General features: G+C 60.1%; 13 protein-coding genes and 1 pseudogene. 2 read left to right on the top strand and 12 right to left on the bottom strand.

From position 1 onward, the window contains the following. The 11 genes and pseudogenes from BGIM_RS64785 to BGIM_RS0110925 all read right to left on the bottom strand — a co-directional run. A pseudogene (locus tag BGIM_RS64785) lies at nt 1-316 on the bottom strand (hypothetical protein); the annotation flags it as partial. Between the two features lie 402 nt (nt 317-718). Then, nucleotides 719-1,873 (bottom strand): hypothetical protein, encoded by a 1,155-nt coding sequence (locus BGIM_RS0110975; RefSeq protein WP_020469829.1) that lies wholly within the window; start codon nt 1,871-1,873, stop codon nt 719-721. Between the two features lie 371 nt (nt 1,874-2,244). Then, complete coding sequence (locus tag BGIM_RS0110965; protein ID WP_020469828.1) at nt 2,245-2,973, bottom strand: esterase family protein; 729 nt, start codon at nt 2,971-2,973, stop codon at nt 2,245-2,247. A gap of 55 nt (nt 2,974-3,028) precedes the next feature. Then, nucleotides 3,029-3,625 carry a GDSL-type esterase/lipase family protein gene (locus BGIM_RS0110960; RefSeq protein ID WP_020469827.1) on the bottom strand — a complete coding sequence of 199 codons (597 nt, stop codon included), beginning with the start codon at nt 3,623-3,625 and terminating at the stop codon, nt 3,029-3,031. A gap of 273 nt (nt 3,626-3,898) precedes the next feature. Then, nucleotides 3,899-5,305 (bottom strand): DUF1501 domain-containing protein, encoded by a 1,407-nt coding sequence (locus BGIM_RS0110955; RefSeq protein ID WP_020469826.1) that lies wholly within the window; start codon nt 5,303-5,305, stop codon nt 3,899-3,901. A gap of 35 nt (nt 5,306-5,340) precedes the next feature. Beyond that, nucleotides 5,341-5,616, bottom strand: coding sequence for a hypothetical protein (locus BGIM_RS0110950; protein WP_020469825.1), 276 nt, complete (start codon nt 5,614-5,616; stop codon nt 5,341-5,343). Between the two features lie 44 nt (nt 5,617-5,660). After that, nucleotides 5,661-8,588, bottom strand: a complete 2,928-nt coding sequence (locus tag BGIM_RS0110945) for a DUF1553 domain-containing protein (protein WP_238537596.1) — start codon at nt 8,586-8,588, stop codon at nt 5,661-5,663. Between the two features lie 203 nt (nt 8,589-8,791). Then, a complete protein-coding gene (locus BGIM_RS49840; RefSeq protein ID WP_020469823.1) occupies nt 8,792-9,826 on the bottom strand; it encodes a prenyltransferase/squalene oxidase repeat-containing protein in 1,035 nt (344 codons plus the stop codon). Between the two features lie 64 nt (nt 9,827-9,890). Then, nucleotides 9,891-10,187, bottom strand: a complete 297-nt coding sequence (locus BGIM_RS0110935; protein WP_020469822.1) for a type II toxin-antitoxin system RelE/ParE family toxin — start codon at nt 10,185-10,187, stop codon at nt 9,891-9,893. Beyond that, nucleotides 10,184-10,408: an addiction module protein gene (locus BGIM_RS0110930; protein ID WP_020469821.1), complete on the bottom strand. Its 225-nt coding sequence runs from the start codon at nt 10,406-10,408 to the stop codon at nt 10,184-10,186. Before BGIM_RS0110930 ends, BGIM_RS0110935 begins: the two co-directional genes overlap by 4 nt. 99 nt (nt 10,409-10,507) lie before the next feature. Beyond that, nucleotides 10,508-11,986, bottom strand: coding sequence for a Gfo/Idh/MocA family protein (locus tag BGIM_RS0110925; RefSeq protein ID WP_020469820.1), 1,479 nt, complete (start codon nt 11,984-11,986; stop codon nt 10,508-10,510). Nucleotides 11,987-12,189: 203 nt separating this feature from the next. Between BGIM_RS0110925 and BGIM_RS0110915 the strand changes: the two genes are divergently transcribed. Beyond that, nucleotides 12,190-12,378: a type II toxin-antitoxin system HicB family antitoxin gene (locus tag BGIM_RS0110915; RefSeq protein WP_020469818.1), complete on the top strand. Its 189-nt coding sequence runs from the start codon at nt 12,190-12,192 to the stop codon at nt 12,376-12,378. Between the two features lie 197 nt (nt 12,379-12,575). Here BGIM_RS0110915 and fhcD read toward each other — a convergent pair whose 3' ends face one another. After that, on the bottom strand, nt 12,576-13,502 hold the full coding sequence (fhcD, locus tag BGIM_RS0110910; protein WP_020469817.1) for a formylmethanofuran--tetrahydromethanopterin N-formyltransferase: 927 nt from the start codon (nt 13,500-13,502) through the stop codon (nt 12,576-12,578). 125 nt (nt 13,503-13,627) lie between these two features. Here fhcD and uppP point away from each other — a divergent pair, with 125 nt between their 5' ends. After that, entirely contained in the window at nt 13,628-14,470 is an 843-nt protein-coding gene (gene uppP, locus BGIM_RS0110905; RefSeq protein WP_020469816.1) for an undecaprenyl-diphosphatase UppP, read from the top strand. The last annotated feature ends 2 nt before the right edge of the window (nt 14,471-14,472 follow it).

Here is a 14,472-nt window from a genome sequence, read left to right as displayed (position 1 = left end):
TCTCGGCGCGAAGAGACTTCACCGCGTCAATCAACTGGTCGATGTTCATCTCTTCCGGCTTGACCGGGGCGGCGCGGCCGGGTGCCACCGCCGGCGGAATATAACCGGCGGGCGCGATGGAGGGCGTCGGATAATGGCCGGCAGGCACCGGACCGGCGAGCGGCGCCAGCGGCGGAACATGACCGGGCGGACCGGGCACAATATTCGGGGTCGGGGGCGCTTCCACGAAGCCCGCCGGAAGTTGGGCAATGGCCGCCCCGCAGGCCGACACCAGCGCCATCCCGGCGATCAAGGCGATTCGATTCCGCGTTTTCATGTCGTCTTCCTTGCGTGAATTGACCGGACGTGAGACAGCGTAAACTCCCGCCGAACGGGACGCAAGGCCAAGCATGTAACGAGCCGCCTCGCCAAACCTTCGTGTCGTGGCTTCACGAGAAATGGCCCCACACGCTACAGCCCTTGCGGTTTTCGGATTTTCAAACCGGTCAAAAACCGGTCCCAAAGTGATTTGTAAAGGCGAAAAACACGCTTCCGGCGACCATTTTCAGACCATTTCAGACCCAAAAAGTGGTCAAAAACAGTGGGCCAACTGAACACTATTTTTCAAAAACCCCGGCAAAACAAAGGGGTCGCTTAATGATTTTGGACAAATGCGCAGCGATTTTGGGTCATTGAAAATGGCCCATTATGAGGGAGGGCCGGGGATGTGGGCTAATGCTCACTTCTTCGGCGCCGGTTCCTGCTTGGCCAGCCACGCCTTCCATTTGGCTTGGGCCTTGTCCCGCGAGGCAGGATCGATGAAACCGTACTTTCGGAAATCTCCTCCGAATATGGCATTCTCATGGTCGCCGATGCTCAAGCCAAATTCGGAGGGTTTCTGGCCGGCCAGATGGACACTGACGCCCAGAGCCACGTCCCGCAGCAGGGGACTCACCGTCGCGCCGTCGCCGACATCGAATGAACCGAGGCTCCCGCTTTCTTCCGCGAGCAACGGCGTCAGATTCTTGACATGTTCGCGGTCCCCCATCTCGGTCAGGAAATTCACCATGAGATTGGCGCGGTAGAGCGTGCTCAAGCTGGTGTCGTTGATCGCCTTCAACGCCGACGGCACGGCTTCCTTCATCTCCCCCTCTTTGGCAATTCGATAGGCCGTGAGCATTTCATTCTCCCGCTTCTCGGCCGCCAGCCAGTGAAGAAACAGCTTTTTCATGCCGGGAACTTCCTCCGGCCCAACCAGCGATTTTTCCAGTCTTGAGGCATTCAACAGAAACATCGTGGCGGAATTTCTTTCCCACAAGGAGTCGTCATACCGCGGATCACTTCGGACAAACAGGAACATGGCCACTTGTCCGCGATCCGTCAGGAATGAGTCAGATGAGTCTTCGCCGACCGCGATTGTTCGTAGCATCCGGTCCCTTGACTCTCGCCAGAACTCAAACATTTGACGGGGAACGTCCGCCGGGCCGGTCTCCAACGACTCAATAATGGCATGGTGGGTAACCATCATATCTGCGTAAAGCCGCCGGGTGTCTTTGGTGTCGCCGGTGATCTTGAGGAAGCGTTCCGCCCCGGCAAGCCCCTTCGGCGACGGGCCGAAAGGTTCCTTCAAGAATGCGGCTAGTTTCTGGTTCCACTCGAAGGAGGCCGCGAGCGGCAAGAGTTGCTTGCACCGCCCGGCCACCTCCGGATCGCCGTTCTTTATCCCGGCGGTCAGGGCGGGAACCGCCGCCGTGCCGGCCTTCACCAGTTCCCGCGCGGCCGCCTCCCGCACGGCAAACGACTGATGCCCCAGTTGCCGGACCAACGCCGCCATCTTTGGGTCCTGGATCGCCACTGGCAGAACGCCGAGGATCAGGCTGATGAGGATGTTCATGGCGATTTGCCCCGGACGAGAGGGTGTGAAGCGATCACCATGCTAACCCGGAATGCCGGGGCGGGCAAGTGCGGGATGCTTGGGCATGAGGCCGAAGCCGGGAATAGGCGCTGTGGAGAAACGAAAGGCATTAACCACAAAGACGCAAAAGTCACACAAAGTTTCACAAAGAAGACCAAAACCATGTGAAAACAACAAGCAAAGTAAAGACAAAAAGTTACAAAGCAAAATCAAATTAACAGTAATTGTTGATTTTGCCCGTTGGTCTTTCTTGTTTAACTTCGCTTGTTGTTTTGCTTTGTTCTTTGTGAAACTTTGTGTGACCTTTGCGTCTTTGTGGTTAATGCCTTTCGTTTCTCCACCCAAGCCCCTCACACATACAGCGGGGCCATTTGGCGCCATTCGGCGGGGCGGTGGGCGCGGCCTCGCCAGAAGTGCAAAGCGGGGTGGGCGCCTTTGTCGCGGAGCGCGTCGCTGAGGCGGTGGTTACTGTCGCGGAAAGGATCCTCTTCGCCGACGGCCAGGATGATCTGGAGCCGCCGGATTTCATCCAGCGGACGAGGGTCGCGCAGGTTGGGGAGGAAGTGGCAGGGGGTGTGGTAGTACACCGAGTCGTCGTAATAGCCGCCGAACAGGTCGTGAAAATGTTCGATTGATTGTGTCAGATCATATCGGCCGCTCAGGGCGACCAGTTTGCCGAAGCGATGGGGATGCCGCAAGGCGATGTTGGCGGCATGGTAAGCCCCCAAACTACAACCCATCGCGCTGGCGAAGGGATTGGGGTTCATGCAACTCGTCAGCGGCAAGACTTCATCAAGGACGTATCGCTCGTAGCTTTCGTGGCGGTTGATCCGTTCTCGCGGGGGCTTGCACCGGCAATACAGACTCTCGGCATCAATGCTGTCGATGCAGAAAAGTTGAATCTCGCCGCGATCGATCTGCGGCCGAAGTGAATGGACGACGCCCCAATTTTCGTAGTCGAAGAACCGGCCGAGGCGAGGCGGGAAGAAGACCACCCGAGTCCCGGCGTGGCCGAAGACCAGCAGCTCCATGTCCCGCCCGAGATTCGGGCTGTGCCAGCGATGGTATTCCCGGTTCATCTCTTTCGACTTTAAACCGGGACAACATGTGAGTGGTTGAAATTGCCGTGAAGAATCAGAAAAAATCGGCCGCATGCGCCGTTATTTCCCTCGCCCAAAGCCGGTAGCCGAGCGAGGTGAGGTGGAGGCCGTCCGGTTCATAGAGTTCCGGCCGGGGCCGGCCGTCGTGGCCGAGCATCAGCGGGTAGACATCAATGAACCGCCCCCCCGGCCGCCGGGTGATCTCCTCTCGCGTGGAATCATTTGCCCGGCGAATCTGGTCGTTCAGGTGCCAGCGGGCCGGGCTGGGCTTGATCGAGAGGAAAGCCACCGGAATCGGCCCAAGCAACTGGTCTGTCTGATGCAGAAGGGCGCGGAGCGATTCCAGCACCTGCTCCGGGCTGTGGCCGTCGCCCAGATCGTTGTCCCCGGCATAGACCACCAGCGCGCGCGGCCGCCGGGGAATGACGATCCGCCGGAAAAAATGGGCGCAGGCCGCAAGGGTCGAGCCGCCAAAGCCGAGGTTGACCACCCGGAGACCCGGAAAATCCTCCGTCAGCGATCCCCAAAGCCGGATCGACGAACTGCCATAAAACGCAACCGGCAACTGCCCCGGTGCCGGAGCCGACGACGAGCCTTCCAGAGCGCGAACCTCATCCTCAAACCATTCCATGAACCATCCTCGCGGGGATGACCGGATTTAGGATACAAACCGGGGGAGATCAACCGCCGGGGGGAAGGCTACCCGACCCGGCCCCGGCTGTCAAACCATTCCCGACAAAACGACGGCGGGGCATGAAGGACACCGGCCACAAAAGTCGGCAATGAATGTGATGATCAACCAAGGAACGTCGCCGCCTCGAACAGAGGGGGCTCGCCGTCCAATTTTCCATGATTTGGAATCCCTCGATCAAGGCAAATATCGCACAATTTCAATTGTCTTGCCTCACGCCAGAATCTCTTTCACCACTTCCCCGTGAACATTGGTCAACCGGCGTTTGATGCCGTTGTGGTAGAACGTCAGGCGTTCGTGGTCCAAGCCTAACAGATGCAAGACCGTTGCGTGGAAGTCGTGCCAGGCGACTGGTTTTTCGGCGACTTTCCAGCCGATTTCGTCGGTTGACCCGTAAGCCATTCCCGGTTTCAGGCCGGCGCCGGCGAGCCAGCAGGAGAAACCGTAACGGTTGTGGTCCCGGCCGGGGCCGACGCTGTTGGCGGCCGACTGGGCGAAGGGGGTGCGGCCGAACTCCGTGGTGAACAGCACCAGCGTGTCCGCGAGCATTCCACGTTGTTTCAAATCTTTGAGCAATCCCGCAATCGGCCGGTCGATGCGGGGGGCCTCCAACCCGTGATTCTCGCCGACGTTTTCGTGGGCGTCCCAACTTGTTCGCGGGGAGCCGCCAATCGGCCCGCCGGAATAGACCTGCACAAAGCGGACGCCCTGCTCCAACAGCCGCCGGGCGAGCAGACAACGCCGGCCGGCGTCTTCGGTGATCTTTTGGTCGATGCCGTACAAGCGGCGAATGCTCTCCGGTTCGCTGTCGATGTTCGCCACCTTCGGCACAGCCAATTGCATTTTGGCCGCGAGTTCATAACTGCGAATCCGGGCGGCCAGTGTGGTGTCAAGCGGCGAGGCGGCGGCGTGGCGTTTGTTCAATTCATCCAGCACGCCCCGCGTGTCGCGTTCCTCATCAGCGGTGACAGGCTTCTCCGGGAAGAGATCACGCACCGGGCTGGCCCCGCCTCGGAAGACGACGCCCTGATGCTCGGCCGGCAAGAAGCCGCTGGTCCAGTTGGACGCGGCCCCGTTGGCTTCCCCCCGGCCATCCGGCAACACGACGAACGCGGGCAGTTCGCTGGTTTCGGAACCAAGGCCATAGGAAAGCCAGCTTCCGAGGGCCGGGTAGCCGTTAAACTGGAAGCCGCTGTTCAACACGAACAGGGCGGGGGTGTGATTGGCCGATTCGGCCGTCATGGAGTTGATGACCGTCAAATCATCCGCACAAGTGGCGATCTCAGGAAACAGGTCGGACATCCAAAGACCGCTTTTGCCCCGCCGGGTGAATGCCCAATCCGGCTTGCGCAGCAACCCGACCTGGCCGAAGAACACATCCGGCTTGGAAGTGCTTTGCAGGCTTTTGCCGTGTTGTTTGGTCAGCGCCGGTTTGTGATCGAGCGAATCGACATGGGACAACCCGCCAACCAGCGAAATCTGCACCACCCGTTTCGCCTTCGCCGGGTGATGAGTGACGGCCTTCGCCTGCCCCTCACCGGAAAGCAAGTGCATGGCGGCGGTGGCCGCGAGACCGGAGAGGCCGAAGTGGAAGAGTTCGCGGCGGTCGGGGGTTTGCATGGGGTTCTTTCCAAACCTGACGCATCAACAAAGGTTTACGATTTCCAATCCTGCCAAGCCCGGACGATCACGCCGTTATTCACAATGGCCAGTCCGCCATGAGCCGCCAAATCTCGTCCTTGAGACCACTCCCAAGTTTCACCGCCAAAAAGAAGCAACTCGGCCACTTCCACCCGTCTCTTCAATATTCGATCCCTAATCTCCGGACGAAATCGTTCCAAATTATCCATGCACCAGAATGCCTCGTACTCGGCCAAAGTCGTTTGCCTAGTGAGCATGGGCAACTTAACGTGTTCCGTGAACTCAGGCATTCAAGACACCCTCCGGACCCAAGCTCTCAACAAAACAGTGATTTCTACTCCACCGTCATGAACTCGTTCCCATTAAACACCGCCCGGCAAAGGGCTTTCAACCCGTGTTTTTGCATCAATGGCCCGGCCAGTTTGATTTCGTCGGCCGATGGTTCTCGTTGCAGGGTCAATTGCCACAGACGGCGAATCTTTCCCTCGGCTGTTTCCTTGGGCAGTTCCGCCTCGATTCGTTTGGCGGTGGCATCGGCCATGCGCAAGACGAATCCGTTATTCCAGAGAGCCAGCGCTTGTAACGGCGTGGTGGTCATCGCGCGGCGGGGGGCGGCCGAGGCAGGGTCGGGGCAGTCGAAGGTGTCGAGCAGGCCAACGTTGGCGCCGCGAGGCCGGAAACGATAGACGCTGCGACGATGGAACTCCGGGCCGACGGGATCGGCCGGCTCGAAGTAGGTGGTGCCGTTGAGGAAGGTTTCTTGATAGTCGCTAAAGCTCGGGCCGCCGATCTCGGGGTTCAACAAACCGGCCACTGACAGGAGTGTGTCCCGCAGGCTTTCGGCATCGAGCCGGCTTGGCTTCTTTCGCCACAACAGGCGATTGTCGGCATCCTTCTCTTGGGCTTCCGGGCGAATCGCGGAAGTCTGCCGATAGGCGGCGGACATCACGATGGTCTTGTGCAGTTTCTTCATCGAGAAGCCACCGGCCCGGAACTCGGCCGCCAGCCAGTCCAGCAAGGCCGGATGCGACGGGCGGCCGCCGTTGTAGCCGAGATCGTTCGGTGTTTCCACGAGGCCGACGCCGAAGTGCGAATGCCAGATGCGGTTGGCCATCACTCGCGGAAACAGCGGGTTTTCCGGCCCGGTGATCCACTCGGCGAGCTTGCGGCGCCGGTCGGCCTCCGGGGCGTCCGGTTTCAGGTTGAACTCCGGGGAGGGCTTCATCACGGAGGAAATCCCCCCAGCGGCCACCACCTCGGCCGGGTCCGTCACCTGGCCCCGCAGCAGCACCCGCGTGAGGCCGGGGGCGGTGGTCGTCGCCAGATAGGCTTTTTCACTGGCGACCTTGCGCAAGGCATCGCGTTCACGGTACAGGGTGGCGAGGCTGGCTTGCAGTTGCTTTCGCTTCGCGCGATCCGCTTCGTTGAGTTTGCCGTTGATCTCCGCGTCGCTGATGATTTGCCCGTTCAGTCGGTGCGAGGCGGCCACTTCCTCCGGGGTCAACGCCCGGTCATATAATCGGGCGGCTGCCACCGTCCCCAATAGCATCTTGTTGCCACCGATGGGAAGATGTCGGCAGCCGAAGAGGATCTCCGTCTTGGCGGCGGCAAACTCGACGACCTCCTTGGCTACATACGGTTTGCCGTAAGGCTTGCCGTCGCGGTAGCCGGTGATGGTTCCGTCGGCCGCGTAAGTGATGGCGACGTGGACCAGTTCGGGCGTCTTCTCCGGGGAGCCGTTGAATGATTGCGTGCGTTGGAAACCGTTGCTGCCGGCCATCCAATGGGCCGGGTTTTGTTCGCCGAACACGATGGAATCAAATACGTCGCCGTTAAGCGTGCCAATCGACATCACCCCGCCGCCGCGTTGTTCGATGTTGTCGAGTTTCACCCAAGCTTCCAGTGTTTTCGCCCGCACGGCGAACGCCAGCGGCGGCGTGCGCAGGAACATATTGCCGTTCAGCATGGCCCCGGTTTCGGTCAGCTTCACTTCCAAATGCGGTTTGGTGTCCAGTGTGCCGATGAGATCCTTCAACCCCTTGCGGAAGTCCCACGCGGCGACGGCCGTCGGAACAGGCTCGGCCGCCGCCTGCCCGAGGATGGCCTGCCGGGCCAGGGTCTCAATCGCGGTCAGCGCGAGTTTCACTTCCGTCGCCGACTTGTCCAGGTCCGCCAGTTTGCGGTCTCTTCCTTCATCTGGCAAAGGCCGTTCGCCGTGGGCGACGCCGCTGAGGGCCGAGACGAAGCGGTAATAATCCTTCTGCGAGATGGGATCGAACTTGTGATCGTGGCAGCGGGCGCAATTGACGGTCAGCCCGAGAAACGTCTGCCCGACGGCCCCGGCCAGATCCTCCAACTCATCCTGCCGGGCGATGATCCGCATTTCATCCGAGCCAAGCACCGTGTTGTGGACACCCGCAACCAGAAACCCGGTCGCCCGAACGGCCTCCGGGCTGGCCGGTTCCAACACATCCCCGGCCAGTTGCAGTCTGACAAAGCGATCATAAGGCACATCCGCATTGAACGACCGGATCAGCCAATCGCGATACGGCCAGGCGGTCTTGCGGCCCATGTTCCGCTCGAAGCCGTCGCTCTCGCCGAAGCGAACCACATCCATCCACGCCCGCGCCTGCCGTTCCCCAAAGTGGGGCGAGGCCAACAACCGATCCACCAGCTTTTCGTAAGCGGCCGGAGATTCGTCCTTCAGAAACGCCTCGACCTCGGCGGGCGCCGGTGGCAACCCGGTCAGATCATAAGTCAGCCGACGAATCAATGTTCGTTTATCCGTCATCGGCGACGGTTTCAGCTTCGCCTCGTTCAGCTTCTCAATCAAGAACCGATCAATCACCGTTGATCCGTCATTCACCGGCACGGCCGGCCGTTCGACCGGCTTGAGCGCCCACCAATCGTATCCCGCCCGTGATGCGGACGTGAACCGGAACGGATCGATGGGATCGGTCCCCCAAGCGGCCCCGGCGGCGATCCAATCTTTCAATAACTTCCGCTCGGCCTCCGGCAACGGCTTCTTCGGCGGCATCTCCCCGTCCGCGATGCGTTGCCAAAAGGGACTATCGTCCGGTTTCCCGGCGACAATGTTCTTCCGGGCGAAGGCTTTGTCTTTGCGGGACAGATCCAACCCACCTTTGGGCTTGGGGCCGGAGTGGCAGTCGAGGCATTTGGAGGCGATGAGGGGGGCGATGTGCTTGTCGAAATCAAGCGGTTGGGCTTGGGTGAAGGAAGTTAGGAAAAGGAGAATGACCAATGAAAACCTGTGAAGCCGCGACGCGAAGTCTTCGGAGCGGAGCGCGGACTGGAACCCACGAAACAATTTCGCCGAAAACAAAGACTTCCCGCTGACGACGACCGGAGATTTAGGTGGGAGCATTTGGCAGGTTTCAGTTCGCGCTCCGCTCCGAGGACTCCGCGTCGCGGCTTCACAGATTTTCATTGGACATTGGTCATTGGTCATTGGTCATTCCGCCCCGTCATCTTCACGCCGCACGCATCCAACGCCAGCACGCAATACGCGCTACCGGCGTTAGTGATGTAGTGGGCTTTGTCCGCCTTGACGGATCGCGTGAACCAGCGGCCCGACTCGCGTTGGTTTTCCAGCACCCACTTTAACCCTTTTTCAATCGACGGATCGCCGGTCTTCATGCCGGCTTGTCGCAGCACGTAGAGCGTGAAGCCGGTCGCGTAGCCATCGCTGGGGGCGTCCATTTTGTTCTCGGTTCCGTCCTTGCGTTTGGTGTACGGCCCCAGCGAGGGAAGGTTCCAGCCGCCGTCGGCTTGTTGCTTGTTCAGCAGTTCAACCACCGTCTGCTTCTTCTCTTCGTCCGTCAGAAAGCCATCGATTCCCAGCGTGGCGGCCCATAGCAGCGTCATCCGGTGATGGGTTTCGGTCGGCGGGTTCTTTTTCAGATAGGCTCGCATTTTTTCGAGGCCCGCCTTGGCGGCCGGGGTCTCGGCATACTTGTCCGGAGCCAGTCCGACGGCGACGGCCATGAAGGCGACGCCGTAAAACTGATCGTGTTCGAGCGGCGGCCAGTCGCAATCGGGCCAATTCCAAGAACCGTCTGCCTTTTGCAGCGTCCATGATTTGTCAAGGGCCGCCTTGGTCGCCGGTTGCAGCTTCCCTGAGGTCTGCCGGTCGTTCCCGGCCAGGGCAAACGCGGTGGCCAGCACCTCATAGTCCGTGCGTGGCTTGCCGGTTTCCCATTTCTTGACCGTTGCCTCCAGGAAGCCGCGAATCTCCTTCACAGCCGACTCGTCCCCCGTCTTCAACAACGGCCGGGCCAGCATGTACGGCACATTGGTGTGACAAGTCATGCACTTGCGCTCCCGCGTCCACGCCAACGAAACGCCATCAATGTAAGCGGCCGCCTTCGTGGCCGAGAACGCCGGAGCCATCGGCTCATCGGGCTGGGTGGGTTTGGGGATTGGAGTGTCGGCATGAAGGATCGATGCCAGAATCAATAATGTGAAAACGGTTCGGATCATGGAAAACCAGCGGGGAAAAGAATAGGGGAAGTGGTTCGCCAGCGGGAACCGTTTCCAAGCGTCACTACGAACGGGATTGCCAACGCGACGGATCGCGTGAGGTATGGAAGACGGCAAGCACTCGAATCCGATCCGCCAGTTCTCGATAATACACGGCATAGGGAAAGCGAGTCAGCAACCCTTCGCGGATGTCTCGCTCGGCAAATCCGTATCTCGCCGGATGGACCGCCACTTCGGACAGCACAAGCTGGACGGCATCAAGAAAATCCGTCCCTAACCCCATCTGTCGTTGATCGTACCAGCGATAAGCCGAATCGATCTCATCTTGCACATCGGGATGAAACTCCAGTGGCAGACTCACTGGCGATTCTCCACCGCCGTTCGGATCTGCTCCCAAGTCAAGGCTTTCTCGGGATGAACATCCAACTCGGCATCCCGTCGATTCAACTCTGCCCGTTGACGAGGGGTGAGTTGTCCGGCGGGACGTTCATCCCCGAGTGTTTCCCAAATTTCAAGCGCCAACGCAATCCGCTGCGCCGCGCTGAGTTGATTGATTCCAAGTTCGCCGAAGGTCGGACTCATGGCCTGTCTCACTTGGTTATTCAAGATCGATCATACCACGGGCCTGACCCCCGTCACAATGTTACATGTGACATTGTGACATGTAACATTGTCACAATGTCACACCTTTTCCGTGATCTCGAATCCCTTGCGGTATTCCCGGCCGAGCAATTCATTGGCCTTGGGGTTGTTGCCGGAGAAGCGTTCGGTGGCGTTGTCCATCATCAGGCTGGGGCCATAGTGACACTTCGTCTTCATGAGATCGACGTTGTTGTCCTTCAAGTGGGCCACCATGCGGGTGAGGGCCGCGTTGGCCTGCTTGCTGGAGCCGATTTCCTTGAGTTCGCCGAGCGTCTTCTCTTCCCCGAGGCGATAGCTGACGTTGGCCAGATGGCACAGGGCGGCCGAGAGATGGCCTTCCTCGATTTCGCAGTTCAACTCTTCCTTCTTGTGGCTGCGGACAGCCTTCACGAAGTTGGCGAAGTGGTCGGCGTCGCTGCCGCCGGAGAACTTTTCAACAACCTTGTTGTCCGGGTCGAGGAGGACGCCGTTGTTGTAACCGGGGCACACGACGGTTCCCTTGTCCCCGTACCAGATGTTGCCGACGAAGTTGCTTCCCTTGGCTCCCCCGCCGACACCGGCCGGATAGGGGCTTTCGCTGGCGAGGCCGCGAACTTCGAAGACCATTTCCGAATCGCCGTAGTCGAACACGCAAAGCTGGGTGTTGGCCGTTTCGCCGTCATCGACATAGCCGAACCGGCCGCCGACGCTCATCACCGATTTCGGCATCCCCTTCACCTGAAGTCCCCAACGGGCCTTGTCCATTTCATGGACGCCTTGGTTGCCGAGGTCGCCGTTGCCGTAGGCCCAGATCCAGTGCCAGTCGTAGTGCATGCTCTTGCGTTGGATCGGCAGAATCGGGGCCGGGCCGGACCACAGATCGTAATCGACGCTCTTGGCGACCGCCGTCGGTTCTGCCACTTTGCCGATGCTGCCGCGACGCTTGTAGCAGGTGGCATAGGCGGTCTTCACGGCGCCGATCTTTCCGGCGTGGATGGCGGCGACGGCCGCTCGCATTCCGGGGTTGGACCGGCTTTGCGTCCCCACCTGGCAGATGGCGTCGTGCTTGCGGGCGGCCTGCACCATTCGCCGGCCTTCGACGACGTTGTGGCTGGCGGGCTTTTCGACATAGACTTGCTTGCCCGCCTGCATGGCCCAAATGGCCCCGAGGGCGTGCCAGTGGTTCGGCGTGGCGAAAGAGACCACGTCAATCGATTTGTCTTCCAATACCTTGCGAATGTCTTTGACGTAATCCGGCTTGCCGGTCTTCTTGGTGATGGCCGTCACGGCGTTGCCGATCACGCTCTCGTCGCAATCGCAAACGGTGACGATTTCGCACCCGTTCACGCCGTTGAACCCGCCGACATGGCTCATGCCCCGGCCCCGCACGCCAACGACGGCGACGCGGATTTTGTCGTTCGCCCCGTATTTTTTGGTTGCCGGCGCCGGTTCCTCGGCACGGACAGGCATGGACCGCAAAGCGGCCATCGCCGCCGTGATGGCGGCCGAATGTTGCATAAAGTGACGACGGTCCAACATGATGAATGTCCCCGGAAAAAGTGTCGCGGAAGCCGGCCAACAAACGGGAGAACGGGCCAACAAGCCCGTCGGGTGGGAATGGGAGAAAGTTTACCCGGTCGGCCCGGCCGGTTCAAGAAAAGACCGGGAAGAAAAGCGAAGTCGCTTTTCGTTGACAGGGTTTGGCGGGGCGTGGAGAATGAACATTCAAGGAGAACCAGCACATGAAATTTGTTGTGAACATCGACCGGGATGAAGACGGAGTCTGGATCGTGAACTGCCCCGCCATCCCCGGTTGTGTCAGCCAGGGCACCACCAAGGACGAGGCGATCGCCAACGCCCAAGACGCCATCCGGGCATGCTTGGAAGTACGCGATGAACGGGGAATGCCCCTCAACACAAGGGCGGGTTAAACTTGCGGTTTCCTTGACCCCACTTCACACAATTTGCTGAATTTCAAGAGCCCCACTGCGTCAGCGGTGGGGGTGGCTTTCAAAGGGCAGTTGCCATCCCCACCGCTGACGCAGTGGGGCTCTTGGGGTTTTGATCATCGACAAAAAATATGACCAATCGCAGACAACTGTTTGGTCACTGAAACCTAATCTCCAACTCACCCCGGTTGTTTTTCCGGGTGCAGGTAAACGAAGCTCTTTCCCAATCTTCCGCCGTAATTCCCGGCGGAGATACGCATCAGGCCCGGCGTGTCGACGCTGGCGTTGATGGCGGCCTGTGTCGCCTTCACGATGGTGGGCAGATCCCGGCCGTTGATGATGATTTCCTGCACCGAGACCACGCCTTCGGGCAGCTTGGATTTTTCGCCGAGTTTGTCCCGCAATGTGGGGCAATATTCCGCGTAAGTGCTGGCAATCATGAAGGAGTATTTGCTCCCCGCCTTTGACCCGCTGGAGGCCACCCCGCCGGGGAAGGGGAGGCACACGCCGGGGCACAAACTGGCGGCCTTTGCGGCTCGGTCGGCGGCTTCCAAGGCGCCGTCGGCCGTCGTGCCGAAGAACCAGAGGTTGCCCCCCATCAGGCCGTCTCGGTAGCCGACACGGCGTTCAATGGTGAACTCCCCGGAAAGTATGGGAAGCACCCAGACCTTGCGGCCGTGCCGTTCGGCCCGGAACTGGTGGCCGTCCCCGAAGAAGGCCACCTTGCGGCCCATCTTGAAGAACGTCTCGCTCTCAGTCAGCACGTTGAAACACGCGGTCGTCGGGCAGGTCAGCACATTTTGGCTGACCCGCACCAGCACGGAGCGTTCGAGGGCTTCCACCCGGTCCTTGCGGAAACGGGGAACGTGAAACTGCACAATCGCCCCCGGCCGGCCGTCCGGAGTGGGGAAGGATTCGTCGCCTCCCGGCCCGACGTAGCGATCCAGACCGGCTTCGCAGTCACAAAGGATGGTGGAAGAGGCGTTTCCGGTGCAGGCTCGCACGGCCTCGTCGAGCCAGCGGCGGTCACGGGCGGTAATCAGCACTTCCGCAGACAGGCTGCGAAACGCCTCGGCATACGTGTCATCAATGTCCGCGCGAGCCATGAATCGGTCCCTCCAATGGAATTCCCAAACATTAGGCGGGAAGCCCTCTGTCAGCAAGGAAAAACCACCCGGCGATTCTCCGTAAAATATTACCGCCCGTCCGGAATATTCGTGGAGAGCCAGACATGCCGATTTGGGAAGCCATTTTGCTGGGCATCGTGCAGGGGTTGACGGAGTTCCTGCCCATCAGCAGCACCGCCCACCTGTTGGTCACCCGCCAACTGCTTGGCCACAAAGACCCGAAAGATGGCTTCACCACGGCGATCCAACTCGGTACCCTCGTCGCCGTATTGTGGTACTTTCGCCGAGACATCGTCCGATTGTTCTTCGCCTTCCTGCTCGGCCTGATTCCCGGAAAAGCCACCAACGATTCCCGCCTCGGCTGGAAAATCATCGCGGGAACCGTCCCCGTGGTGGTGGCAGGTTTCACGCTGCGCGGACAGATCAAAGAACATTTGTACACAATGCCCGTAATGGGTGGGGCGGCGATTGTCTTCGCCTTTCTCATGTGGGAAGCCGAAGTTGTCGCTCGCGCTCGCGTCAACCGGGGTGATCCGGGCCGGAACGAGGAAGAAATCACATGGTGGGACGCGATCTTGATCGGCCTGTTCCAATCACTCGCCCTGATTCCGGGGGCGTCCCGTTCCGGTTGCACCATCACGGCCGCGCTGCTGGTCGGGCTGGCGCGCCCGACGGCCGCCCGGTTTTCCTTCCTGCTCTCCCTGCCCGCCATCTTCGGGGCCGGCCTGTACGAGCTTTACAAAGACCGCGACGAACTGCTGGCTTCCCCGGAGCAACGCCTTCCCTTGATCGTCGGCGGTCTCACCGCCGCCATCGTGGGCTACGCCGCCATCGCCTGGCTGATGACTTATTTGAAAGGGCACACCACCTTGGGCTTCGTGGTTTACCGGCTGTTGTTCGGCTCGGCGATCATCTTGCTGCTACTGACGAAAGTGATCTCGGCTTGAGG

It is taken from the genome of Zavarzinella formosa DSM 19928 (assembly GCF_000255705.1).
In the GTDB taxonomy this organism is placed as follows: Bacteria; Planctomycetota; Planctomycetia; order Gemmatales; family Gemmataceae; genus Zavarzinella; species Zavarzinella formosa.
This window is presented reverse-complemented; position numbering and strand designations above follow the sequence as displayed.

Bases quoted from the DNA above. Each gene is read 5' to 3' on its own strand.
- BGIM_RS0110930 (WP_020469821.1), bottom strand. From the start codon at position 10,408: ATGAGTCCGACCTTCGGCGAACTTGGAATCAATCAACTCAGCGCGGCG.
- fhcD (WP_020469817.1), bottom strand. From the start codon at position 13,502: ATGGCTCGCGCGGACATTGATGACACGTATGCCGAGGCGTTTCGCAGC.
- BGIM_RS0110960 (WP_020469827.1), bottom strand. From the start codon at position 3,625: ATGGAATGGTTTGAGGATGAGGTTCGCGCTCTGGAAGGCTCGTCGTCG.
- BGIM_RS0110950 (WP_020469825.1), bottom strand. From the start codon at position 5,616: ATGCCTGAGTTCACGGAACACGTTAAGTTGCCCATGCTCACTAGGCAA.
- uppP (WP_020469816.1), top strand. From the start codon at position 13,628: ATGCCGATTTGGGAAGCCATTTTGCTGGGCATCGTGCAGGGGTTGACG.
- BGIM_RS0110925 (WP_020469820.1), bottom strand. From the start codon at position 11,986: ATGTTGGACCGTCGTCACTTTATGCAACATTCGGCCGCCATCACGGCG.
- BGIM_RS0110975 (WP_020469829.1), bottom strand. From the start codon at position 1,873: ATGAACATCCTCATCAGCCTGATCCTCGGCGTTCTGCCAGTGGCGATC.
- BGIM_RS0110915 (WP_020469818.1), top strand. From the start codon at position 12,190: ATGAAATTTGTTGTGAACATCGACCGGGATGAAGACGGAGTCTGGATC.
- BGIM_RS49840 (WP_020469823.1), bottom strand. From the start codon at position 9,826: ATGATCCGAACCGTTTTCACATTATTGATTCTGGCATCGATCCTTCAT.
- BGIM_RS0110965 (WP_020469828.1), bottom strand. From the start codon at position 2,973: ATGAACCGGGAATACCATCGCTGGCACAGCCCGAATCTCGGGCGGGAC.
- BGIM_RS0110955 (WP_020469826.1), bottom strand. From the start codon at position 5,305: ATGCAAACCCCCGACCGCCGCGAACTCTTCCACTTCGGCCTCTCCGGT.